The organism is Brachybacterium sp. AOP42-C2-15 (assembly GCF_052377065.1).
Classification (GTDB): Bacteria; Actinomycetota; Actinomycetes; order Actinomycetales; family Dermabacteraceae; genus Brachybacterium.
In genome coordinates this window covers 32,584-55,894 of record NZ_JBQSWK010000028.1, presented here as the reverse complement: position 1 = coordinate 55,894, position 23,311 = coordinate 32,584, and the positions used below count along the sequence as shown (strand labels likewise).

The window sequence follows — 23,311 nt, the reverse complement described above, 5'->3', positions numbered from 1 at the left end:
GGGGCCTTTCTTGCCGAAGCACTGTCACGAGACGACGGTGCGATCGAGACCGACCTCGTCAAGGAGCTCGCCTTCCTCCTCTACTCCATTGCAGAGAAGAATGGCTGGACCAAGGACGCACTGTCCTTCAACAACATCGCGACCTCCTGGCCAGAAATCCTCGAGGCATCCCGCGCTCAGCGCGGGCCCACCGACACACAGCCCGCCTTCGACTTCGACGAGGAGGACTGAGATGAGCCAGAGTCTCAGCGCCCACGAGTGGCCACTGAACAAGGTGTTCTCGAGTGACTTCGAGTTCACCATTCCCGCGTATCAGCGGCCATACAGGTGGGGCACCGAGCAGGCTCTCCTACTGCTCGACGACCTCGAGGACGTTCTTGATCGTGAGGGAGAGAACCAGTATTTTCTCGGCTCTGTGGTTTTGGTTGACCGTGGCGCACCGAAGTTTGACGTCATCGATGGTCAACAGCGTTTGACGACTCTGAGCATCATTTTCGCCCTGCTGCGAGACCTCGCGGAGTCGCCCGCGAATCGTCATGTCCTGGGGGCCATGGTAATGGAGGAGGGTGTCGAGCTGGACGGTATCCCGTCCATGCCGAGGCTCACTCTGCGTGAGCAGGATGCAGCGTTCTTCACTGAGTTCGTCCAGACCGATGGTGGAACGAACGACTTGATCTCCCTCAGTAGCGTTGGCACGCTGACCGACCCTCAACTAACCATTCGAGACAACGCACGTGCACTGCGCAAGCGACTCAACGAGTGGGACGACAAGCGTCGGAACGCTCTGGCAACGCTCCTACGGACGAAGACGTATCTGGTCGTTGTCACAACTGTGGATCTCGACAGTGCCTACCGCATCTTCAGCGTGATGAACGCACGAGGCCTGGACCTCGCGCCGGCAGATATTTTCAAGTCCACGGTGCTCGGAGCGATGTCGGTCAGTGATGACTACTCGAAGAAGTGGGAGTCCGCCGAGGAGGCATTGGGGACCGACGCATTCTCGGACCTCTTCCGGGACATCCGCACCGTCGTGAGTGGTGAGCGGGCTCGTCTTGAGCTCCTCAAGGAGTTTCCAGCTCAGGTACTCCGCCCGTACCTCGAAGGTGACAAGCCAGGGGCCTTCATCGATGAACTGCTCCTGCCATATGCATCCGCATTCGAAGCGACGATGACGACCGAGCTGGGGGCGGGTCCGGAGTGGCATGGCATTGCCACATCCCTGCGCCGTCTGGGAAGGGTCGACAACAAGGACTGGAGGCCCGCTGCACTCTGGGCGATCGTGCATCTCAAGAACGACCCTGAGGAACTCACCAGGGCACTGCAGCGTCTGGAACGCCTGGCAGCCATGCTGCTCCTCCGGGGCATATATACCACACCGCGTATCGAGCGCTACCTGATGCTTCTCTCAGAACTGAAGGACGGGATGGGTGCCAGCGCCCCGAGTTTCGATCTCAGTGACGATGAACGCGCGTCTGCAGTGGAAGCGCTCGACGGTGAGGTGTACCGGATGCAGTCCCGCCGGGCGCGACACGTCCTCCTAACGCTCGATGAGCTCCTGAAGAACGACCCCGGAGTCACCTACAACCACTCCATCATCAGTATCGAGCACGTCCTTCCGCAGAATCCGGGCCCTGACAGCGTGTGGGCTGCAGTCTTCGACGCGGACCAGCGCGACCAGTGGACACACAGGCTCGGAAACCTACTACTGCTGAACAGACGCAAGAACGGGGCGGCAAGCAATTACGACTTTGAGAAGAAGAAGCGAAAGTACTTCGCTGGCAGTTCTGGCTCGGCAGTCTTTGCACTGACCACGCAGGTGCTGCAACACGACGAATGGACGCCAGAGATCGTCAAGGGGCGACAGAACAAGCTCGTTGGCATCTTGGGCCAAGAATGGGGATTGATCTGACATGGCACTGAGCAATCGGGACCGCATAGGCAAGATGTTCGAGGTGATGGCGCCGGCGCTCGACGACTTCATCTCCTCTGTCGTCGGTGCGGATGACCCGGCACTCGGGGCGGAGTGGGTGAAACTCGTCCAGGCCAAGGACGTCAAGAACGGCGCACCCGCGACGAAGACCTACGACCCCCTCGACCAGCACATGCAACTACGCATGCTCAGCGAGAACATCACCGGGCAGTACAAGCAGGGCTGGTATCCGTTCAACGACATGCTCAGTCGGACGCAGCAGTCCTACGCCTCGGAACTTCGGGATGTGCGGAATTCGTGGGCACACAACGGAACCTTCAAGGACGATGACGCCTACCGCGCGCTGGACACGGCCGAGCGGTTGCTCGCCGCGGTCAACGCTCCCGATGCCGCCGCCGCGGTCAAGAGGATCCGGCTCAACCTCCGCCGTGTCACAGCCGACCGGGATGACAAGCGGACGCTGAAGGCCGCAGCCGGAGTCAGCCCCGACAGCTCCGGTCTGCGTCCCTGGCGTGAGGTCCTCCAACCGCACGAGGACGTCGCGACCGGGAACTTCCAAGCCTCGGAGTTCGCCGCCGACCTCTACAAGGTTGCCACCGGCGCAGCAGACCAAGGCAGGGACTACGCCGACCCCGTCGAGTTCTTCGCCCGCACATACCTCACAGATGGCCTGCGGGACCTGATGGGCCGTGCCATACGACGTCTGTCCGGGGATGACAACGCAACGCCTGTCATCAACCTGCAGACGAACTTCGGTGGTGGCAAGACCCACTCGATGCTCTCCCTGTGGCATCTGGCCGGTGGCACTCCGAGCGGGGACTATCCGCAAGAGATCCAAGAGCTCCTCGCTGAGCACGGGTTCGACCCGGCTGAGCACAAGGTCAGGCGTGTCGCGATCGTCGGTAACCACCTCTCACCGAGTGGCGACACCAAGTCCGACGGCACTGTCGTCAACACAGTGTGGGGCGAACTGGCCTGGCAGTTGGGTGGTCCCGAGGGATACGCGATCGTTGCCGACGCGGACAAGGCATCCACTCCGCCCGGTGCCGCGCTCCACACACTCCTCGCAAAGTACGCACCGGCCGTCATCCTCATCGACGAGTGGGTCGCCTACGCCCGCGCCCTCTACGGCCGCGATCCATCCGACCCGAGCAGTCGCCTCGCGGGCGGCACCTTCGATGACCAGTTCACCTTTGCCCAGTCTCTGACCGAAGCGACGAAGGGGACGAGTGGTGTCCTGCTGGCCATCTCCATCCCTGCGTCCGAGAGCAACGACGGCAAGCTCGTCGCCGGCAACGCCGAGGAGGTCGGGGGAAGCCACGGACTCGAGGCACTCAAGCGATTGCAGAACGTCGTCCGGCGTGTCGCGGACCAGTGGCGCCCCGCCAGCTCCAACGAGGCCTATCACATCGTTAGACAGCGGCTCTTCGTCGCGCCGGATGCCGAGGCACTCGCCGCCATCGGTGCCACCGCTCGCGGATTCGTCGAGATGTACCGCACCCACAGCGACGAGTTCCCGCGGGAGGCTCGCGATATCGCCTATGAGGAGCGGATCAAGCAGACATACCCGATCCACCCCGAGCTCTTCGACCGTCTCTATGAGGACTGGTCGAGCCTCGAGCGGTTCCAGCGCACCCGCGGAGTGCTGCGCCTGATGAACACCGTCATCCACGCGCTGTGGGTAGGGGAGGACTCGGGGCCGCTCATCCTCCCTTCGTCCATCCCGTTGGCTACGGGGGAGGTGAACTCGGAGCTCTCCCAGTACCTACCCGACCAGTGGAAGGCCGTCATCGACGCTGACGTCGACGGCGAGAACAGCGAGCCGGCCAAGATTGACCAGTCGAAGCCCCTCTACGGCCAGCGTCGCACGACGAGGCGGCTAGCCCGCACGGTCTTCTTCGGTGCCGCCCCGACGATCGGTGCCGCACAGAAGGGGGTCGAGACGCAGCGGGTCTTTCTCGGGACTGCAGTTCCGGGAGACGTTCCCGGTAACTTCCACTCCGCGCTGAACCGGCTTGCCGACCGTGCGACGTATTTCTATTCCGGGGGAGGAAAGTATTGGTACGACCTACAGGCCAACATTACTCGGCAGGCCAAGGATCAGGCGGCTCGCTTCCACAAGGAAGAGGTGTGGGCAGAGATCATCCGGCGACTCCAGAGCCAAGCTAGGGCCCAGGGAGCGTTCTGTGCCGTCCACGTCTGCCCCGTGGAGAACGCCGACATCCCGGACACTGCCGAAGCTCGACTCGTCGTGCTGCACCCCAAATTCAGCCACGAGAAGGGTGGGATCAGCAAGGGCAGCGACGCGGCGGAGTTCTCGCAAAAGGCCTTGGAGCAGAAGGGCACGAGCAACCGGACCAACCGCAACATGCTCGTCTTCCTTGCTGCTGATGCCAACCGTCTCGAGGAGCTGGAGTCGGCCACGCGGGACTACCTCGGGTGGAGCGAGGTGCTGCGTGACGTCGACCTGGACCTGACTGGGAACCAGAAGAACCAGGCGGATGAACGGCAGCGGCAGGCCGACCGGACCATCGAGACGCGACTGCACAACACCTACCAGTGGCTGCTGCAACCGACTCAGCCCGATCCCGGTCAGCACTTCACGCTCACCGAGGCGAAGGTCGAGGGCCAGGGGACATCGCTCGCGGAGCGGGTAACCAAGCGGCTGGGCAACGACGGCAACCTCGTCGTGCGACATGCTGCGACCCTCGTGCGGATGGCGATCAACCGCGTCCCGAAGGTGTGGGAACGCGGTCACGTTTCCGTCGGGGACCTCTGGGGTCTGTATGCGCAGTACCCGTACATGCCGCGACTGCGGGATCAGTCCGTGCTCATCAAGGGCGTGGTGGATCAGGCGATGCTCTGGCAGATGGACGGATTTGCGCTCGCGCAGGGGTTCGACGACCTAACCGGCCGCTATGAGGGGCTGTGGCTCCCCGACGACAACGGGGCACCCCCGAATGTCAGCGCGGCCACACTCGTCGTCCAGCCGAAGACCGCGTTGGAGCAACGGCGCAAGGACGAGGACGAGGACCAGGACCAGGACGAGGACCCATCACAGGGGTCGAGTCCGACACGACACCTCCCGGGACCGACTCCTCCGGTGCCCGCACCGGCCCCGGTCAAGCGGCATTTCTTCGGAGCCAAAACCCTATCCACCAGTAAAGAAGCCGTCGACTTCAAGCAGATCTTCGACGAAATCCTGCCGCACCTGCGAGGCGGAGGGCTCTCCGTACGGGTCGAGATCGAGGCGGATCATTCCGTCGGCTTTGATGAGTCGGCACGACGGACGGTGGCGGAGAACGCGGCGACGCTGAAGTTCGATCAGTTCGGCTTCGAGGAGTGAGGTGAACGTTGTAGGCGGGCGTGTAGACCTGCCTGCGTCACGATATCGAAGGGTAGGTCGAGGTGACGGTTCATGCACAAGAGTCGGGGCTGCCGCACCCATAGTTGAAGCGGTCACCTGTTCGTGCGGCAGTCCCGTACTTCCGCTGCGCTTCTGTGCCGCTGCGCTCTGGTGCGACAGGTGAGGTCGGGTTCTGTCATCGGTGGCGGAAGCCGGGGACAACGAGATGCTCCGAGTCTCCTCCAAGAATCGGTGACCCGGCCCAGTTCAGCCCGGTCGTCTTCGGCCTGCTGCTGAGCGCCTCCTTGGTGATCCCGGCCATCACCGACACCGCCCCCGATGCCCGGGACCTCACTGGTGTTCGCGGGAATGATGCTCGCCCTCGGCGTCGCCGAGCTGATGGACGCGGACATGCGATGTCTCGGCATCACCCGTCCGTGCCACGGACTGAATCATCGGCGGGAGACGGCTCCAGCACGAACCCCGCATGGTGCAGCACCCCGTCGTGGTACTGGCCGAAGGCCCAGAATCCGTCGTCGTCCAGGTAGGTGATGCGCTCGCGGTCCAGCCAGAAACGGCCGGTGTAAGCATCTCTCCGGCCGGCGCGGGTCTCGCTGTAGCGGCACTCCGGTGTGAGGATCTGCGTCATGTCCCGCTGCGGGTCCCGCCACGTGCCGAGGCGCGGATCCTCCGCCGCGAGCTTGTCGGTCCCGGCACGCCTGACCGGCTCGCCGTCCTGTCACCTGTCCGTGCGGCAGTCCCGCAATCGGTGCCGGAGCGAGAGGTGCGATAGCGGCCGGAGCTTTCGTGGCGGTCTGCGGTGCGGTGGTACGCCGGCGCCGCGCGGCAGCAGCCATCCTCTGGGCTGCCGCTGCGCTCTTCGACGCCACTGCTGGGCCGGCCTGCGCAGCCAGAGTCTCCACGCTGGCAGCGGGACTGCGGGGCTGACGAGGAGATCTGTTCGGAGTCGAGCGCGGCGGAACCTTTGAAGCCGATCTCGCCGGCTCAGGATTCCCCGCCATGGCCATCAAGGCACGCCGAGTTGACTCATCCAGCGTATGCGCGACTTTCACCGGAGTACTCCACCGTTGAGATCCCATGCGTCAAGCATCGACCACCACGGTGACATTTGGAGGCGTTTTCCCATGTGCCAGTTTGTCCGGTTTCGCGCGCACTGCCCAGCCACCACAATGGACCCCATGCCACCGCTGCCCTTCTCCGAGGACACCCTTCGCCTGCACGCTGGTGACGTCCTGTTCCATCGCGGTCTGCACTACGCCGAGCAAGGTCGGGTCGCACTGGTCTCGGCCGGGTCGCGCAGCGCCGTCGCGATGGTGATGGGAACGCAGGAGTACACGGTGCGGCTTTCCGTCGCTACCGGTCGCCTCACCGGCTCGTGCATCTGCCCGTTCGCGGACGATCAGCCGATCTGCAAGCACATCGTCGCTGCCGCGCTGCTCTGGCTCGAGGACTCGGAGCCGTCGGCCGCCGAACCCGCAGCGGAACCAGTACCGCAGGTGCCGGATCTGCGCGAGTTCCTGCTCGCCCAGGACCGTGAATGGCTCGCGGACCAGCTGCTTGCTGTCACACAGGATGATCCCACCCTGCACGCACAGCTGCTCATTGCCGCCGGCGCCGATCCCGAGGACAGCGTCGACGAGGATGCCGTGCGCAGTCAGCTCCTCAGCTCTCTGGAGACCGGCGGGTCCGTCTCCTACTACGAAGCGCATGACTTCTTCACCGGCATCGAGGAGGCACTCGACAGCATCGAAGAACTGCTCGAGCTCGGCGCTTCACGGGCCGCCGCGCGACTCACTCTGCTCGCCCTCGACGGCTTCGAAGAGCTCCTGGACGATGTGGATGACTCTGGTGGCGGGCTGTCCGTCGCCTGCGTCCGGGCCGAGGAGATCCATCTGCGCGCCACACAGGCGTCCCCGGGAGATCCGCGAGAGCTCGCGCAGGACCTCGCGCGCCGAGCACTCACCAGTGAGCTGGAGGTGTTCCTCGATGCCGCTGCGCAGTACCGCGACCTGCTCGGCACCGAGGGACTCGAGCAGTTCCGCGACGCGGTGGAGGAGCGCTGGCGCAGCCTCAGCGACGATGACCGTGCTCACCGCTACCAGGTCGCGGCGCAGCGCAGACGAATCGCCGAGGCGATCGGCGGCACCGACGGTCTGGTCGCGCTGCTGAGAGCGGAGCTCGACACCGACAGTGACGCTGCCGCACTCATCGATGTCCTCCTGGACGCACAGCGCATCGATGACGCGGTGCTCGAAGCACGGGCACTGCTGGAGCGCTTCGGTGACAGCGCCCGATTCCGGGCCGTCGCCGCCGAGGCCTTCGCCCGCGCGGGCCGACACGACGAGGCTGCCGAGCTGTCGTGGACGAACTTCGCCGAGCAGCCCTTCCTGCGCACCTTCCAGTCCCTCAAGCTCAGGAGCGGACCCGCCTTTGCACACTGGCGAGAGCAGGCTCTCACCATCCTGCAGGAGCAAGCCGGCGAGCACGGCACCTGGCCGTCGTTCGTGGACGTGCTGCTCTGGGATGAGGACATGCCTCGCGCCTGGGAGACGGCGGCCGAGCACGGGGCTCGAGACTCCGCATGGCTGACCCTCGCCCGGTGGCGAGCGAGCGCCGACGGGGCGGAGGCAGCGCGAGCGCTGTACGACCTCGCACGGGCGTCCATCGCCGGCGGGCAGCGTTCCGCATACGCGGAGGCGGCGCAGCTGCTCACGGAAGCACAGGGCTACGTCGGCGGAGCCGACGCCAAGGCGCTGACGGCGCAGATCCGCGACCTCCGCGCCCAGAATCGTCGGCGCCCCGCACTGCAGGATGAGTTCAGCAAGGCGGGACTGCCGGGGTAGAACACGACCCGTGCGCTTCCGTGAACCAGCTTCGAGAGCCACCGGCCTGTCCCCCTGCTCCGCCATACTGGCCCCACCACCGAACCGAGGGGGGCAGGCATGACCAGCGAATGGCAGGGGGTCCTCGACCCCGACGTGCTGAACGAAGACCTCGTCGACCACGCCGACCGCCTCGCCGACGCCGCGAAGGCGGGCCGCTGGGACACGGTCCTGAACCTCGTCGAGAAGGGCACCTGGAGCGGCGCGAGACAGTGGCGGATCGACGGCCGTTCCTGGTTCACCCCGCTGCACCAGGTGGCATGGCACGGCGCGCCCGTGGACGTGGCCGAGCGGCTCCTCCGCGCCGGTGCATTGCGGGCGCTGCGCACGGCAGACGGCGACCGACCGCTCGACATCGCCCACCAGCGCGGCCACCACCACCTGCTCGAGACGCTCGCCGTGCGCGACGTCAGCGCGAGCGATCGGCGCCGTTTCGCGGCCTGGGACTCGCGCCTCGCCGACCTGATCGCCGAGCGCACCCGGCAGCTCGACCCGGTCCGCTTCCGTCCCGTGCCCACCGAGCTGCTGGTCATGGAGCGGATAAAGGCCCTGTGGGTCCCGTACCCCGGGATGTACGGCGGGTTCAGCCTCTCCGTCCACCGCGACCGGCTCATGGTGGAGAGCTGGAGCCGCGTGGTGGGCGGCTCGGGCCAGGCCCACGTCATCACCGAGAGCGGATGCGTCCTCGTCGAGGAGGGCTTCGTCTGATCCGTAGGCCCGAGCAGGCCACTCTCAACCCCCACCGTCGCCGTCGCACCGCAGTTCCGTCCAGAGCCCGTACCGGTACCGTGACCTCATGCCCTCGGATCAGACACCCGATGACGAGCTCCTGCGCCAGTTCCGCGCGCAGCTCAGCGAGATGAGCTCTGAGGAGATCCACGGGATCCTCAACGGGCTGCTCGACGCCTCGGGCAGAACGGTGCGCCGCCCCGAGCGGCCCGAACTGCGCCGCCCGCCGCTCGAGGAACCTGCCCTGTTCACGCTCCGTGTGGACCTCGAGCATGCGGTCCCTCCGATCTGGCGCCGGCTCGAGCTGCGCTCGGATCTCACGCTCGAGGAGGTCCACGGGATCCTCCAGACTGCTTTCGGCTGGTTCGATGCGCACCTGTGGCGCTTCGCCGCTGGCGGGACCCCCTTCGACTTCGATTCACAGCTGTTCCTGTGCCCGTTCGACGTCGCCGAGGGGGAGGACGAGGGGCTTCCCGCCTCGCAGGTGCGGCTCGACGAGGTGCTCAGCACCAGTGGAGACCGCCTGGGATACGTCTATGACTACGGCGATGACTGGCAGCTGCGACTGCTGCTGGAATCCGTGCGCCCGGCAGGGGATGGTTCCCCGCCCGCCCGCGCCCTCAGCGGACGGCGTGCTGCCCCGCCCGAGGACTGCGGCGGTTTCACCCGCGCAGAGGATCTCGCCGGCGTGCTCCCGGATCCGGCGCATTTCGACCTCGCCGGGCTCCAGCGCTCCCTCGAGCTCGCCGATCTCGACCCCGCCTCGTACGGAGCCTCTGCCGTGCTGACCGCGGTCGTGACCCGCCTGCCTCCGTCCCCGGTGCGGGAGGACCTGCTCGCCAGGTCGCTGGCACTGGCCACCGCCACCGACGCGCCGTCGGCGGAGGAGAAGCGCACGGCGCTGCGCGGCGTCTCCTGGTTCCTGGACCGTGCGGCCGATGGTGGACTGCCCTTGACTGCGGCCGGCTACCTGAAGCCCGCGGACGTCGAGGCCGCGAGCCGGGTGGTGCCCGAGATGGGCGACTGGATCGGGAAGAACAACCGCGAGATCAACGCGTTCCCGCTGTTCCACTTCCGCGAGGCGCTCAAGCACCTGAAGATCCTGCGCACCTTCAAAGGGCAGCTGCTGCCCACCCGCCGTGCACGTCCGGCGGCAGAGGATCCCGACGCGCTGTGGTCCCTGCTCGCCCAGTCCCTGATCCCACCGCCGGGCTCCTTCGCGCACGACGCCACCGTGCTGCTGCTCGCGCACATCGGATCCACCCCGAGCGGCACCGCCGTGGATCCGCACGCGACACCGATGGCTCTCGACCGGCTCGGCTGGCGCACCCCCGAGGACGGCGCCGTGGACCGCTGGATGGTGCGTGATCTGCCCGCCACGACCGTTCTGCGGAACATCACCCCGGTACAGGACAGACGCGCTGCGCGCGGCGACTGGTCCGACGTCGCCCGGGCACTGGCGCGCGAGGCGCTCGCGCAGGAGTGAGCGCAGGCAGAAAGGCGTCGGCCACGGATGCGAAGGAGCCGCGGCGTCATGTCTGATGGACCCATGACCGCCGACGCCACCGCCCTCGCCCGCACCCTCACCGCGATCGACTCCCGCAGCTACGGCGCCTACAAGCAGCTGAGGGGCAGCTACGACCTGGGCGTGTGCCGTCTCGTGGTCGATCATGTGCAGGTCGACCCCTACGCCCCGCCGTCGCTGATGCGGGTGATCGTCGATCGGGCCGACGCCGACCTGCCGCAGGATCTCCTCTCCGATCACCGCGGCCGGGTCGCTGCCACGGACTTCCTGGCCCGCGCCGTCGCGCGCGCCGCCGCAGAGCTGGGGGAGGGGATCAGCACGGGCGCCCCGGGCCAGGAGGTGCTCGAACGCACCAGCGTCGCCCTCACGTCGGACGGCGTCGAAGCGCGGCTCGCGGTGGCGCTGCCCGCTGCGGGGCGCCGGATCCGCGGCCGCGAGGCCGCCCGTCTGCTCACCGAGGATCTGCCGCGCCTCGCCCAGACGGCCCTGCTCCACGCGAATCTGGACGCTGAGGCACTGCGGGAGCACGTCACCCTGCACCGTGACCAGGAGGCGCTGCGCGACCAGCTCGCCGAGCGGGGCCTGGTGGCCTTTGTGGGCGACGGCGCGATCCTGCCCCGCCGCGCCGGCGACTCGGACCTGCCGCTCGCAGACGGCGCCGTGCCCTTCGCGAGCCCCTCCTCACTGCGGGTGGAGTTCTCTCTGCCCAGCGGCCGGTGCGTGAGCGGGATGGGCGTGCCGGAAGGCGTCACGGTGATCGTGGGCGGCGGCTACCACGGCAAGTCCACGCTGCTGCGCGCGCTCGCCAAGGGCGTCTACCCGCACCGGTCGGGTGATGGCCGCGAATGGGTGATCACCCGGAACGATGCCGCCGCGATCCGCGCCGAGGACGGCCGCGCCGTGACCGGCGTGGACATCTCGCCCTTCCTCACCGGCCTGCCCTCGGGCGCCGACACCCGCGCCTTCTCCACCACCAACGCCTCGGGCTCCACCTCCCAGGCCGCCTCCCTCGTCGAAGCGGTCGACGCCGGCGCCTCCGCGCTGCTGATCGACGAGGACAGCGCCGCCACCAACATGATGTTCCGCGACGAGCGGATGCGCGCCCTGGTCCCGGCCGAGCGTGAACCCATCACCCCGCTCGTGGACCGGGTGCGCCCGCTGCTGAGCGAGCGCGGCGTCTCCACCGTGCTGGTGGCCGGCGGCTCGGCCGCCTTCCTCGACGTGGCCGATCACGTCATCGTGCTCGACGAGTACATCCCCCGCGACGTCACCGCCCAGGCCCGCGCGCTCGCCGAGCAGCGGGCGCCGGCGCCCACGGAGGGCGTGTTCGCCGCAGCCCGCCCCCGCATCCCGGCCCCGGGCACGCTGCGCCCACCGGGCAAGAAGAAGCCCGCCAGTGCGCGAGGCCGGGACACGATCCGCCTCGGGCACGAGCACATCGACCTCGCCGCCATATCCCAGCTGGTCGACGCCGCCCAGACCCAGGCCATCGCCCACGCCCTGGACCGCCTCGCCGAGCTGCTCGACCAGCCCGGACCAGGCGATGCTCCGCTCACGCTCGAACAGGCGATCACGGCGCTGTGCGAGCGGGTCGACGCCGAGGGACTCGACGTGCTCTCACCCCACCGCGGCCACCCAGGGCACCTCACCCGGCCCCGCCCGCTCGAGCTGCATGCGGCCGTGAACCGCTGGCGGGGGCTGCGGCTCATCTGACGAGCCCGGCGGCCGTGCCGATCAGCGCGTCGTCGACGTCCCTGCCGGACGCAGCTCCAGATACACGACAGCGCGGTCCGCGGCAGCGATCTCCGCCCCGCCAGCTCCCGGTGTCGCCGGGTCGATGTGAGCGAGCTGCAGCACGCCGTGGTCACCGAGAGAGACCTCATCCCCGATCTCCAGCAGCACGATCTCGCGGCCTTCCGGGACCGTGATCTCCAGCTGCGCCCGCAGCCCTTCGCCACCATCGGGGAGTTCCCCGACGCGTGCGGAGAGGACTCCTACCTCCACCTCTGCGAGCATCGCCCGGGTGGATTGGAGGATCCTGGCGCGCGTGGTGCCGTCATCCGTGGTCATGGTGCTGGTCATCGCAGTGCCTTCCAGGGCCCGCGGGCCCACTCGGAGGAGGGTGGCACGACGTGCGTCGCGTCCATGTTCTGGCCGAGCTGCTCATCGCTCAGATGCAGGCGGCGGTCGCCGTTTTTGCCTCCATAGTGATCCCCGGCGCCCCACGGGTTCTCGAGCACCACGTTCCCCTCGGCGTCGACTCCGGTCATCACATATGCGTGGTTCTCGACCAGAGGCGGATCGGTCGCCGTCCTGCCTTCGGTCCCGAAGATCACGGTGTAGCCCTGATCGTGGAGGTATTGCGCGGCGAACTGGCTCAGCTCGACCCCGTCGGAGTAATCGTAGAAGCCCCCGATGCCGTTCTCGACGTCGGTCTCGGCACTGATCGGCACCATCATGGACGGTGCCGGGACTCCGGTGATCGCCTCGATCATCGCTTCCGAGTAGCCCGAGTACGTGCCGTCCTCCTGGAGGACCCCGTGCTGGATGAGCGCCGCCTCGTACAGCGTCATCCAGTTCTGGCGGCCATCGGAACCCCTCGCCCCCTCGGGCAGCACGTCGCCCTCGACGGTGTGGACCACGGGACGACCGTTCTCGAAGAGCGTCACCTCGTACACCCCCGGTGAGACCTGCTCGAGGTTGTTCATGAAGAACTCGGCATCCTGCTCGGACAGCCCGCCGAGCAGGGCGATCGTGACGCAGTTCGGGATGCCGCGCTGATTCATCGCCGCGATGCCGAACTCGGACGGGTCATCGATCGGGATGTCATCGCGGATGTCGGTGCGGTCCTGAAGGGGCCACTTGCCGCCGTCCTCCCACCACCAGATGAACGCCTCGCCGGTGTCGTCGTACTCGGCGGCCCCGGCCTGCCCGCCGCCCGCCGCCTCGGTGCTCGAGGCCTGCTCCTGCTCGTCGGCATGACTGCGCAGCTCGTCACCGCGCCCACGCAGCTGGTCGGACACCTGCTCGGCGTCGGTGACCGCCTGCTCCAGACGCTCGCGGAACTCGTGGGCGTCCTCTCCCTGCCACTGCATTCTCCTGGCTGCGGTCTGCAGCGTCCCGACCATCGCGCCGAGCCGTTCCGCCTCAGACCCGACCTGCGCCGCGCACCCCCGCAGCGCCTCCACATCCGCCCCGTGAAACACCGCTGCCCCCTCGTCACCGTTCCTGATGGTTCACGAATGTAGTGAGAGATGAGGGGGTTGCCCATGGGGAGAAGTCCCCGGACACCTCGCCCGGCCGCGATCGCTCGAGCTGCACGCGGCCGTGAACCGCTGGCGGGAGCTGCGGCTCGTGCGCGGGTCCGCCGCGTCGGGCGTGAGATGACCACTGTGCACAGCGGACGCCCAGGAGTAGGATTGAATCCTACTCATGTGGCAGGAGGCGCCATGCGCACTACGAAACAGCTCAGCATCACCCTTCCTACGGGCATGGCTGATGCGGTGAAGGAGCGCGTTGCATCGGGCGCGTATGCGAGTGAGAGCGAAGTGCTCCGCGATGGACTGCGCGCCCTGTTCGCGCGCGATGAGGCTGTGGAAGCTTGGCTGCGCTCTGACGTCGTCGCAGCGTACGACGAGCTGCGCGCCGATCCGTCGCAGGCGATCAGCGCCGACGACATGCGCGCGCATCTTGCGATGGTCCACGAGGAGCGCACTGCGTCGAGCGGGGCATGAACCGTCGTGTCGTCTACGCTCCGCGAGCACGAGAGCAACTGACCGACCTCTACACATGGATTGCAGATGAGTCCGGATATCCGGAACGCGCTGCTGGCTATCTGGCCGCGATTCTCGATTACTGCGACGGATTGGTCGTCTTCCCGTACATCGGCGTTGCGCGCGATGATCTCCGGCCCGGTCTGCGCACAATCGGATTCCGTCGTCGAGTCGTGATCGCCTTCGCGGTGACAGAGGAACCCGTCGAGGTGCTTGGCGTCTACTACGGCGGGAGCGACTACGAAGCCCTCATCGCCGCAGAGCTCGAGTAGTCGCCCCGAAGCGCAGGCGGTGCCTCAGGGCGTACTTCTTTGTGCTGATCGCACCTACCCCACCCACTCCAGGAACTCCTCCGCCGTCAGCATCGGCTTGCCCCACCGCGCCGCGTTCTTCGCTTTCGTGGACTGCGACCCTGCCTCGGCCACCACCAGCACATCGGTGCGCACCTTCGTCAGGTTCGGGACGGCCACGAGCCCGCGCGCCTCGGCCATGGCGTGCAGCTCCTCCTTCTCGAGCCAGCCGTGCCGCGGGGAGTGGACGGTGCCGGAGAAGCACACCTTCGCGCCCGGCACCAGCACGTCGGCCGCGAGCACGGGCCCGTCGGCCTCGAAGCCCTCCGGCAGCACACTCACCCCGAAGTGCTGCTCGACCGCGCGCAGCCGCTCCACCACCTCCGCATCGGGGGAGAGCACCCGCTGCCAGGTCTGCTCGAGCAGACGCGCGAGCACCGCCGCGGAATCGTCCTCCGCGCCGAGGTTCCCGCCCACCACGAAGCCCGTCGGCGCCGTCGTGCCGGAGGGCCCGGACGCGCGCGCGAGCAGATACCCGTGCCCGGTCGCGACCTGCCGGAACGCCATCCCGGTGCCCGGCAGCTCGCCGCCGTCGGCCCGCACCCGGCGGGCCGCATCCCGGATCGCGCGGGCCCGTTCGAGCGCCGTCGGCGCCGCGAGCCGCCGACGCTCCTCGGCAGTCAGCAGACGCTCCGGCACCTCGATCCCCAGCGGCACCGGCTCCACGATCCCGTTGCGCTTCAGCTCGAAATCCACATGCGCGAGCTGACGATCCACCCCGACCCCCACCGGCACGCGCCCGGCCAGCAGCGCCGAGAGCGCCGGCCACGCCTCCGCGAGCAGCGGCGCGAGCTGGACGTCCCGCGTGGTGACGCCGAACTCGTCCCGCGCGGAGAACAGATCCGAGGTGGGGTTGATGACGGTGGAGATCTCGTCGCCGTCGTCGGTGACCACCGCGATCTCCACCGGCCGGGGCCGCCACCGATCTCCGACGGTGCCCACCGTCAGCACCGACAGGTACGCCTCGCCGAGCGTGTCCGTCGCCGCGGCGCCGGTGGCGAGATAGCGGCGAACCCGCTGATCCGTCTTCAGATCCCGCGGAAGCACCTCGCGCTTCAGCACCAGCCCCTCGAGGCTCGTGCAGCGCGACAGCGCCACATACAGCTGACCGTTCGCGAAGGTGCCTCCGGTGAGGTCCACGACCACCCGGTCCAGGGTCTGCCCCTGGGACTTGTGGATCGTGATCGCCCACGCCAGCTTCATCGGCAGCTGCGTGAACGTGCCCACGATCTCGTGCACCAGCGAGCCGCCCTCGACGCTCGGCCGGGTGATCTCCCAGGTGTGCTCGCGCACGTGCTCGGTGCGGCCGTCGCGCAGCAGCACCGTGACCACGGGCCCGTCCTCATCAGCACCGATCGCCGTGATACGGCCCAGGGTGCCGTTGACCCAGCGGTCCGACGGGTCATTGTTCAGCAGCATGACCTGCGCGCCCACCGCGATCCGCAGCGTCTCCTCGGTGGGATGCTCGAACCCGTCGGTGCTGCCGGTGAGGCGGGCGGTGAACGTGAGTGCCGGATCCGGCAGCCGCTCCAGCATCTGCCTGTTCCGCGCGCCGACGATCCGGTTGGTGGTCGCGAGTGTCAGCCAGAACTCATCCAGCGCAGGCTCGAACTCGGCGTCGGTGCGCAGGTTCAGCTCCGCCCGCGCATCCTCCAGCAGCGTCCCCTCCCGCACCGCGTTCAGCAGGTGCACGAGCGCGTCATCGCCCTGCTGACGGAACACCGTGGACAGCTCCACCACCGGGAACGTCTCGGTGTCGAAGGAGCGGGCGGAGAAGAAGAACGGGGTGCCGAAGCGCTCCTCGATCCAGCCCGCCTCCTGATCGGTGACCACCGGCGGCAGCTGGTACAGGTCCCCCACCAGCACCAGCTGCACCCCGCCGAAGGGTGTGCCGGGCCGGGGCCCGTAGAGCTCCAGCGCGGCGGTGAGCGCGTCGAACAGATCCGCCCTCACCATCGACGCCTCATCGATGATCAGCGTGTCCAGGTTCTTCAGCGCCTTCGCGAAGCGGCCCGGGTAGTAGCCGGGACCGCGCACCGTCTCCTCGGTGACGCCGAGCGGGAACGAGAACAGGCGATGGATCGTGTACCCGTCCACGTTCAGCGCCGCGATCCCCGTGGGGGCGACCGTGATCGTGGACCGCTCGGTGTGCTCGAGATAGTGGCGGATCAGCGTGGACTTGCCCGTGCCCGCCTTGCCGGTGAGGAACAGGTGATGGCCGGCGTGCAGGTGGTCCAGCGCCGCCCGGAAGTCCTCGGTGATGGTGAGCGGCGCGGCGGCAGCGGGCGGTGCCGGCGCCGCAGCGGGGCCCGGCGTGTCAACTGCCGCGGACGCCGGCACGTCAACAGCCAGCTGACGACCCAATTTCTGCGATTCTTGGTTCGCCAGCGGGCTGTTGCGCTGCTCCGCCGGGGCCGCCGCCGGAGCCGCAGCCGCCGAAGCCGCCGCCGGGCCCACCGCCGCGGGGGCGGCGCCGCTCACGCCCATCGCGGCACGGTACTGCGCGGCCAGCTCGGCCTTGATCCGCCCGCGATCACCGACGGCGATGCCCTGTGAGCGGGCCCAGGCCCTGATCGCGGTGGGGGAGAGGTCAACGGGGCGAGCGTCGCCCGCCGGCACCGGAACGGGTGCCACCGCCGCAGCGGGGGACGGCGCACCACTTGCCGCGGACGCTGGCACGTCGACAGCCAGCTGACGACCCGTTCCGGGCGGATTCTGGTTCGTCAGCCGGCTGTCGCGCTGCTCTGCGGGGGCTGCCGCACGCAGTGCCCGCGTCGCCGTGAGCGGGGCGTCGTAGCCGGTCTGCGCATCCAGCGCCAGAAATCGCTCGAGCAGCCCTGCCGTCGCCGCCGCATCCCCGAGCGCCGAATGCGCCTGCTGATGGGGCACGCCCAGCGCCGCGCAGCACTCGGCGAGAGTGCGTCGCCGCAGCTGAGGCAGGTACAGCGTGCTGCCCTGCAGGGTGCAGTAGGTGGAGAAGCGCGGCATCGGCATCCCGGCACGGGCGAACTCCGCGCGCAGGAACTCCACGTCGAACTCGGCATTGTGCGCGACGACCACGAAGCCCTGCAGAGCGATCCCGATCGTGACCGCGAGATCCGCGAAGCGGGGTGCGCCGGCGACATCCGCGTCGGTGATCCCATGGATGTGGGTGGCACGCACGGGAATGCCGGGGTTGATCCGCGTGCTCCAGCGGTGAAGCTCCCGTCCGTGCACATCGGTGTGCACGATCGCGATCTCGAGGATCCTCTCCCGCGAGGGGTCCAGCCCGGTGGTCTCCACATCGAGCACGGCGAAACGCGCCGCGGAGGCAAGGGACGGGGAGTCGGCACCGAGCTGCGACGACGAGCGCTGGCGAAGACGATCACGCAGCCCCACAGCCACCCCTTCCGTGCAGTCCATCGGACGTCCCCCTGATCATCCCAGACGGGGCCGACCGATGAACGGCCATGCGTATCCTGGCTCGACCACAGCATGAAAGGCCTCGTCATGACCGATCGAACCCAGCAGCCCGCCGAAGAGCCCGTCCCTGAGACCGGCGAGCCGCCGATCCCCACCCTCGAGGAGGACCAGTCGATGGCGCCCCGCCCGGAGGAGGAGGTCGCGGACCAGCTGCGGTCCGAGCCCGACCCGCACGGTCGCCCTCACGACGACGAGTGAGCCCGGCCGGCGTGATCACGGTGGTCGGCTCGATCAACGTCGACCTCATCGCCCAGGTGCGCAGGCACCCGCTGCCGGGGGAGACCCTCCACGGCACCGGCGGGCAGATGCTGCCCGGCGGCAAGGGCGCGAACCAGGCCGTCGCCGCCGCCAAGCTGGGCGGGGACGTGCGGATGATCGGCGCGGTCGGCACCGACGCCCAGGCCCAGGTGGGTCTGACCGGTCTGCGCGCCGCCGGGGTGGACCTGACCGGCGTGCGCAAGGTCGAGGGGCCGACGGGCCTGGCCATCGTCACCGTGGCGGAAGACGGTGAGAACTCCATCGTGGTGATCGCCGGCGCCAATGCGTCGGTGGACGCCGCCCAGGTGGCGTCGGCGAAGAAGGTGCTCGAGGCCTCCGCGATCGTGGTGTGCCAGGGCGAGATCCCGCGCGACGGGATCGAGGCCCTGCCGGCCCTGGTCACCGGACGGTTCCTGCACAACCCCGCCCCGGTCATGGAGCTCGACCCCGCGGTGCTTCGCGCCTCGAACCCACTGGTGGTCAACGAGCACGAGGCCGCCCTGGTCCTCGCGCAGCTCACTCCTGGTGCCGACGGGACGGGGGACCCGGAGCAGATCGTCGCCGCACTCCGCGACGCAGGGATCGCCTCGATGGTCCTCACCCTGGGGGCACAGGGCTCCCTGGTGGCTGACGCCGACGGACTCCACCGCATCCCCGCTGCCCCGGTCACCGCGGTGGATACCACCGGCGCCGGCGACGCGTTCATCGGTGCGCTCGCCGTGGGCCTCGCCCGGGGCGAGTCCCTCCTGGCCGCTGCCCGCCTCGCCTCCCAGGTGGGGGCGTACGCGGCGACCGGCAACGGCGCCCAGCCCAGCTACCCCAGCACCGGCGACGAGCTGCCCCCGCTCGCGGAGGTGAACGCATGAAGCGCGGCGGGATCCTCCACCCCGAGCTGTCCGCGCACCTGGCCCGCCTGGGCCATACCGACACCTTCGTGATCGGTGACGCGGGCCTGCCCGTGCCGCCCGGGGTGGCGCGCGTGGACCTCGCGGTGACCCTCGGCGTGCCCGGCTTCGCCGAGGTGCTGGATGCGATCCTCGCCGAGATCGAGGTGGAAGGCGCGGTCATCGCCACCGAGGCAGCGGGCTCGCCGGTCGGTGCGCTGTTCGATGCCCGCCTCCCGGGCGCCGAGACGGTGCCGCATGAGGAGTTCAAGCAGCTGACCGGTCAGGCACGGTTCGTGGTGCGCACGGGGGAGACCACCCCGTACGCGAACGTGATCGTGCGGTGCGGGGTGCCGTTCTGACCTGGAGGTATCACTGCTAGATCGGCAGCGTGAAAGCGGGGGCATCCACTGACCGATGGGTGCCCCCGCTTCGGCGTGCACGGGGTGCGTCTCGGGATGGCGCGTGGGCCGCCCTGACTCGCAGAATCTCGTGTCAGCCCGGTGAGGCGGGATACTTCACCCGAGTCTTCTCCAGCTTGTCCAGCACGATCGGGACTGCCGCACGATCAGGTGACAGTCCGATCCGACTGGCTGCCCCGATGCCCGCCCTCCGTGCCACCATGCTGCTATGAGCGCTGATTCCTCCCTGCCGTATGTGAGCGAGCAGGACATCATCCGCTTCACCGGAACGACCGCCGCCCAGCGGGGCAAGCGCTACAGCCGCTCGGGCGCCGTCGGGAGGGTGGCCTGGGAGGAGTCCGCCACCTCCACCCGGGCAGGCACGCTCACCCTGGAGGGCGAGGTGCGCGGGACCCGCGCTCAGCCGTACCGCACCCAGGTCACCCTGCGGGAGAACCGCGCTCGGACCGCAACGGCGGGCCCCTCGATGTCGCTGGGGCTGACGGCCCGAGAGCCGGTCGACTCGTGGTGCAACTGCCCGGTGGGCACGGCCTGCAAGCACGCCGCGGCTCTCATGTACACCGTGACCACCGAGGCGATGCGCAGTGGGCTGCTGCGCGCTTCCGACGACGGTCTCGGCGACGCTCTCGACGACGCTCTCGATCACGCACCGCGCGCACCGCGATCCCGCGAGATCTCGCCGCCACCATCCCCTGCACCGTGGCGCCGCACCCTGGCACCGCTGATCGATGTCGCCACGAGCCGTGAGACCACGGCGTTGGCGCTCGGGGTCGAGCTCCGGGCCGGCGCGCGCGGGCACGCCGTCTCGCGGTACTCCTCGGTCCCCGCGACGACCGCGAGTGTGGAGAAGGGGGCACTGCTCAGCGTCGGGCTGCTGCCCCTGCGCGCGGGGGCCGCGAAGCCATGGATCAAAGGCGGCCTGTCCTGGAGTGCGTTCCAGTACTCGACCTCCCAGTACCCGACCGCCCACTCCGAGTTCCCCGCGGAGCACGCCGAGCTGCTGGGCCGGCTCGCGCGGGCGGCAGCCCTCGACCAGCCGTACGGCGGCTACTCCGACGAGCGGCTGCTCCTGGACGATCTGCGCTCCCGCGACGGCTGGGAGCTGCTGGGTCAGGCAGTCCGCGCAGGGGTTCCGCTGGTCGGCATGGGAATCATCGCGGACGTCACCTGGCAGGACCCGGCCCACGTGCACCTCGAGGTCCAGGCCGACGGCGGTGATCTCCTCGTCTCCGCGATGGCCGAGATCGACGGCGTGCCGCGCACCGATCTGCGCCCCGCCGGCCCTGGCGGGTTCATCGACGTCAGGACGGCTCCCCGCGCCACCAGCGTGCAGGTGGTGCTCCATCCCGCCGCGAAGCCCATGCCCGAGACCGTGCGCCGGCTGCTGGAGCACGAGGACACGCTGCGGATCCCGGCACCCGATGCCGAGGAGTTCCTTCGCGACGTCGCCCCGCAGCTCCGCTCCGTCATCGAGGTGACCAGCACGGACGCCTCGGTCGAGTTCCCAGAGCCGGCCCGGGCGCGGCTCGAGCTGGAGGTGCGGCACCTGTCCGAGGACCGGGCCGAGCTGCACTGGGCGTGGGCCTACGATGCTCCCCGCCGAAGAGTCCCCCTCGGCCGCGAGCTGAGCGGGCCGCGCGATGCCGTCCATGAGGGCGCGGTGCTGGAGTCCGTGCGCGAGCACTGGGAGGACGCGGCCGCCCGGGCCGAGCAGCAGCTCGCCGGTGTCGATGCCGCTGCCTTCGTCGACCAGGTGCTGCCCGCGCTGCAGACGCTCGAGCACGTCGACGTCCGCGAGATCGGAACCCGACCGCGCTACGCCGAGCTGCGGGGAGATCCGTCGCTGCGCATCTCCCAGGCCGACTCCACGGACCCGCAGGACAACGACTGGTTCGACCTCGGGTTCGAGGTCACCATCGGCGGCCACCCGGTGCCCTTCACCGCTGTCTTCACCGCCCTGACCCGGGAGGAGCCCTCCGTGCTGCTTCCTGACGGCACCTACTTCCGGCTGGACCATCCCACCTTCGACCGGCTCCGGACGCTGATCCAGGAGGCCGGGGCGATGGACGACTGGGAGCCCGACTCCCAGCGCATCAGCCGGTACCAGGTGAGCCTGTGGGACGAGCTCGAGGACCTCGCTGACGAAGCACTCGACACCACGGCGTGGCGCGAGAGCGTCGGCGCCCTCAGAGCCCTCGAGCAGATCCCGGTGCCGGAGGTGCCAGCAGGACTGCAGGCGACGCTGCGCCCCTACCAGCACGAGGGTTTCGCGTGGCTGTCGTTCCTCTACGACCACCATCTGGGCGGGATCCTCGCCGACGACATGGGACTGGGCAAGACCCTGCAGACCCTCGCCCTGATCATGCGCGCCCGCACCCTCCGCCCTGACGCGCCACCGTTCCTGGTCATCGCGCCCTCCTCGGTGCTGTCGGTGTGGAAGTCCGAGGCCGAACGGTTCGCCCCGCAGCTGGACGTGCGCATCCTGGACTCGACCACCGCTCGACGCGGCAGCACGGTCGCCGAGGCCGCAGCCGGCGCGGACGTCGTCGTCACCAGCTACGCCCTGCTGCGGATCAACGAGGAGGACTACGCCGCTCCGGGCTGGGACGGTCTGATCCTGGACGAGGCGCAGTTCGTCAAGAACCGCGTGACCAAGGCGCACCGGGCTGCCCGCCGCATCCGCGCCCCGTTCCGCCTGGCGATCACCGGCACCCCGATGGAGAACTCGCTCTCGGACGTCTGGGCGATCCTGTCCCTCACCGCGCAGGGCCTGTTCCCCTCCTGGCAGCGCTTCCGGCAGGAATACCTCACGCCCATCGAGCGTGCCGAGTCCGGTGAGGAGGGACGCCGGCTTTCCGAGGAACGCCTGGGTCGGCTCCGGCGACGGATCCGCCCGTTCATGCTGCGCCGCGGTAAGGGCGCGGTGGCGTCGGACCTGCCCCCGAAGCAGGAGCAGGTGGTGAGGGTCCCCCTGCAGCCCGCCCATCGGCGGCTGTATGATCGCGTGCTGCAGCGCGAACGGCAGAAGATGCTGCGCCTGCTGGAGGACATGGACCGGAACCGGTTCGTCGTGTTCCGCTCCCTCACACTGCTGCGGATGCTGGCGCTGGACCCGGCGATCGTCGCCGAGGAGCACGCGAAGGTGCCCTCCTCGAAGCTGGACGCGCTGCTGGAGCACCTCGACGAGATCCTGGCCGAGCAGCACCGGGTGATCATCTTCAGCCAGTTCACCTCGCACCTGGCGCGAGTGGGCCAGGCACTCGAGGACCGGGGCGTGCGCTACGCCTACCTCGACGGCTCCACCCGCGATCGCGCCGGCGTGATCGACTCCTTCCGCAGCGGCGACCAGCCGGCGTTCCTGATCAGTCTGAAGGCCGGCGGGTTCGGCCTCACCCTCACCGAGGCCGACTACGTGTTCCTGCTGGATCCCTGGTGGAACCCCGCCGCGGAGGCGCAGGCGGTCGACCGTGCCCACCGCATCGGGCAGACGCGCAGCGTCATGGTGTACCGCATGGTCGCCGAGAACACCATCGAGGAGAAGGTGCTGGCCCTGCAGGAGCGCAAGGCCGCGCTGTTCAACGCGCTGACCGACGGGAACCAGGCCTTCAACGGCACCCTCACCGCCGACGACGTGCGGGAGCTGCTCGCCGGCGATGGGTGAACGCTGCAGTGCGCCGGCGGACGCAATGTGCTGCGGCGACCGGACCGCCACGTCGCGTCACTGTCAGT

At 68.8% G+C, this 23,311-nt stretch carries 16 protein-coding genes and 2 pseudogenes; 14 read left to right on the top strand and 4 right to left on the bottom strand.

Annotated elements, in window-relative coordinates; all coding sequences use genetic code 11:
- The 3 genes from ACT3SQ_RS14405 to ACT3SQ_RS14395 all read left to right on the top strand — a co-directional run.
- Positions 1-231, top strand: a 231-nt coding sequence (locus tag ACT3SQ_RS14405) for a hypothetical protein (protein ID WP_444601260.1), incomplete at its 5' end; no start/stop codon positions are given.
- Position 232: 1 nt separating this feature from the next.
- Entirely contained in the window at positions 233-1,909 is a 1,677-nt protein-coding gene (locus ACT3SQ_RS14400; RefSeq protein ID WP_444601259.1) for a DUF262 domain-containing protein, read from the top strand.
- A 1-nt stretch (position 1,910) separates the two neighbouring features.
- Entirely contained in the window at positions 1,911-5,276 is a 3,366-nt protein-coding gene (locus tag ACT3SQ_RS14395; RefSeq protein ID WP_444601258.1) for a Swt1 family HEPN domain-containing protein, read from the top strand.
- A 427-nt stretch (positions 5,277-5,703) separates the two neighbouring features.
- Here the strand turns inward: ACT3SQ_RS14395 and ACT3SQ_RS14390 are convergent.
- Positions 5,704-5,952, bottom strand: a pseudogene (locus tag ACT3SQ_RS14390) (Atu4866 domain-containing protein); the annotation flags it as partial.
- Between the two features lie 523 nt (positions 5,953-6,475).
- On the opposite strand from ACT3SQ_RS14390, the gene ACT3SQ_RS14385 reads away from it, so the two are divergent.
- The 4 genes from ACT3SQ_RS14385 (at position 6,476) to ACT3SQ_RS14370 (ending at position 12,146) form a co-directional block, all read left to right on the top strand.
- Positions 6,476-8,140, top strand: coding sequence for an SWIM zinc finger family protein (locus ACT3SQ_RS14385; RefSeq protein WP_444601257.1), 1,665 nt, complete (start codon positions 6,476-6,478; stop codon positions 8,138-8,140).
- A 99-nt stretch (positions 8,141-8,239) separates the two neighbouring features.
- On the top strand, positions 8,240-8,887 hold the full coding sequence (locus tag ACT3SQ_RS14380) for a hypothetical protein (RefSeq protein WP_444599567.1): 648 nt from the start codon (positions 8,240-8,242) through the stop codon (positions 8,885-8,887).
- Between the two features lie 88 nt (positions 8,888-8,975).
- Positions 8,976-10,394 carry a plasmid pRiA4b ORF-3 family protein gene (locus ACT3SQ_RS14375; RefSeq protein ID WP_444601256.1) on the top strand — a complete coding sequence of 473 codons (1,419 nt, stop codon included), beginning with the start codon at positions 8,976-8,978 and terminating at the stop codon, positions 10,392-10,394.
- 48 nt (positions 10,395-10,442) lie between these two features.
- On the top strand, positions 10,443-12,146 hold the full coding sequence (locus tag ACT3SQ_RS14370; protein WP_444599569.1) for an ABC-ATPase domain-containing protein: 1,704 nt from the start codon (positions 10,443-10,445) through the stop codon (positions 12,144-12,146).
- Positions 12,147-12,167: 21 nt separating this feature from the next.
- Here the strand turns inward: ACT3SQ_RS14370 and ACT3SQ_RS14365 are convergent, their stop codons facing one another.
- Positions 12,168-12,515 carry a hypothetical protein gene (locus tag ACT3SQ_RS14365; protein WP_444599570.1) on the bottom strand — a complete coding sequence of 116 codons (348 nt, stop codon included), beginning with the start codon at positions 12,513-12,515 and terminating at the stop codon, positions 12,168-12,170.
- Entirely contained in the window at positions 12,512-13,528 is a 1,017-nt protein-coding gene (locus ACT3SQ_RS14360) for a hypothetical protein (protein ID WP_444599571.1), read from the bottom strand. The genes ACT3SQ_RS14365 and ACT3SQ_RS14360 overlap by 4 nt, the downstream gene beginning before the upstream one ends.
- A gap of 193 nt (positions 13,529-13,721) precedes the next feature.
- Here ACT3SQ_RS14360 and ACT3SQ_RS14355 point away from each other — a divergent pair.
- The 3 genes and pseudogenes from ACT3SQ_RS14355 to ACT3SQ_RS14345 form a co-directional block, all read left to right on the top strand.
- Positions 13,722-13,820, top strand: a pseudogene (locus tag ACT3SQ_RS14355) (hypothetical protein); the annotation flags it as partial.
- 62 nt (positions 13,821-13,882) lie between these two features.
- Positions 13,883-14,167 (top strand): ribbon-helix-helix domain-containing protein, encoded by a 285-nt coding sequence (locus ACT3SQ_RS14350; RefSeq protein WP_087484810.1) that lies wholly within the window; start codon positions 13,883-13,885, stop codon positions 14,165-14,167.
- Positions 14,164-14,478, top strand: a complete 315-nt coding sequence (locus ACT3SQ_RS14345; RefSeq protein WP_444601255.1) for a type II toxin-antitoxin system RelE/ParE family toxin — start codon at positions 14,164-14,166, stop codon at positions 14,476-14,478. Before ACT3SQ_RS14350 ends, ACT3SQ_RS14345 begins: the two co-directional genes overlap by 4 nt.
- A 54-nt stretch (positions 14,479-14,532) precedes the next feature.
- Here the strand turns inward: ACT3SQ_RS14345 and ACT3SQ_RS14340 are convergent, their stop codons facing one another.
- Positions 14,533-17,958, bottom strand: a complete 3,426-nt coding sequence (locus tag ACT3SQ_RS14340; protein WP_444601254.1) for an exonuclease domain-containing protein — start codon at positions 17,956-17,958, stop codon at positions 14,533-14,535.
- Between the two features lie 87 nt (positions 17,959-18,045).
- On the opposite strand from ACT3SQ_RS14340, the gene ACT3SQ_RS14335 reads away from it, so the two are divergent.
- The 4 genes from ACT3SQ_RS14335 to ACT3SQ_RS14320 all read left to right on the top strand — a co-directional run bounded on the left by ACT3SQ_RS14335 (position 18,046) and on the right by ACT3SQ_RS14320 (position 23,243).
- Entirely contained in the window at positions 18,046-18,216 is a 171-nt protein-coding gene (locus ACT3SQ_RS14335) for a hypothetical protein (RefSeq protein ID WP_444502430.1), read from the top strand.
- Positions 18,213-19,142 (top strand): ribokinase, encoded by a 930-nt coding sequence (locus ACT3SQ_RS14330; RefSeq protein ID WP_444502431.1) that lies wholly within the window; start codon positions 18,213-18,215, stop codon positions 19,140-19,142. Before ACT3SQ_RS14335 ends, ACT3SQ_RS14330 begins: the two co-directional genes overlap by 4 nt.
- Positions 19,139-19,522 (top strand): D-ribose pyranase, encoded by a 384-nt coding sequence (gene rbsD, locus ACT3SQ_RS14325; RefSeq protein WP_444502432.1) that lies wholly within the window; start codon positions 19,139-19,141, stop codon positions 19,520-19,522. Before ACT3SQ_RS14330 ends, rbsD begins: the two co-directional genes overlap by 4 nt.
- A 268-nt stretch (positions 19,523-19,790) precedes the next feature.
- Positions 19,791-23,243, top strand: a complete 3,453-nt coding sequence (locus tag ACT3SQ_RS14320) for a DEAD/DEAH box helicase (RefSeq protein WP_444601253.1) — start codon at positions 19,791-19,793, stop codon at positions 23,241-23,243.
- The last annotated feature ends 68 nt before the right edge of the window (positions 23,244-23,311 follow it).

Coding starts and splice junctions, on each gene's coding strand:
- ACT3SQ_RS14400 (WP_444601259.1), top strand. CDS start 233: ATGAGCCAGAGTCTCAGCGCCCACGAGTGGCCACTGAACAAGGTGTTC.
- ACT3SQ_RS14395 (WP_444601258.1), top strand. CDS start 1,911: ATGGCACTGAGCAATCGGGACCGCATAGGCAAGATGTTCGAGGTGATG.
- ACT3SQ_RS14385 (WP_444601257.1), top strand. CDS start 6,476: ATGCCACCGCTGCCCTTCTCCGAGGACACCCTTCGCCTGCACGCTGGT.
- ACT3SQ_RS14380 (WP_444599567.1), top strand. CDS start 8,240: ATGACCAGCGAATGGCAGGGGGTCCTCGACCCCGACGTGCTGAACGAA.
- ACT3SQ_RS14375 (WP_444601256.1), top strand. CDS start 8,976: ATGCCCTCGGATCAGACACCCGATGACGAGCTCCTGCGCCAGTTCCGC.
- ACT3SQ_RS14370 (WP_444599569.1), top strand. CDS start 10,443: ATGTCTGATGGACCCATGACCGCCGACGCCACCGCCCTCGCCCGCACC.
- ACT3SQ_RS14365 (WP_444599570.1), bottom strand. CDS start 12,515: ATGACCAGCACCATGACCACGGATGACGGCACCACGCGCGCCAGGATC.
- ACT3SQ_RS14360 (WP_444599571.1), bottom strand. CDS start 13,528: ATGCAGTGGCAGGGAGAGGACGCCCACGAGTTCCGCGAGCGTCTGGAG.
- ACT3SQ_RS14350 (WP_087484810.1), top strand. CDS start 13,883: ATGCGCACTACGAAACAGCTCAGCATCACCCTTCCTACGGGCATGGCT.
- ACT3SQ_RS14345 (WP_444601255.1), top strand. CDS start 14,164: ATGAACCGTCGTGTCGTCTACGCTCCGCGAGCACGAGAGCAACTGACC.
- ACT3SQ_RS14340 (WP_444601254.1), bottom strand. CDS start 17,958: ATGGACTGCACGGAAGGGGTGGCTGTGGGGCTGCGTGATCGTCTTCGC.
- ACT3SQ_RS14335 (WP_444502430.1), top strand. CDS start 18,046: ATGACCGATCGAACCCAGCAGCCCGCCGAAGAGCCCGTCCCTGAGACC.
- rbsD (WP_444502432.1), top strand. CDS start 19,139: ATGAAGCGCGGCGGGATCCTCCACCCCGAGCTGTCCGCGCACCTGGCC.
- ACT3SQ_RS14320 (WP_444601253.1), top strand. CDS start 19,791: ATGAGCGCTGATTCCTCCCTGCCGTATGTGAGCGAGCAGGACATCATC.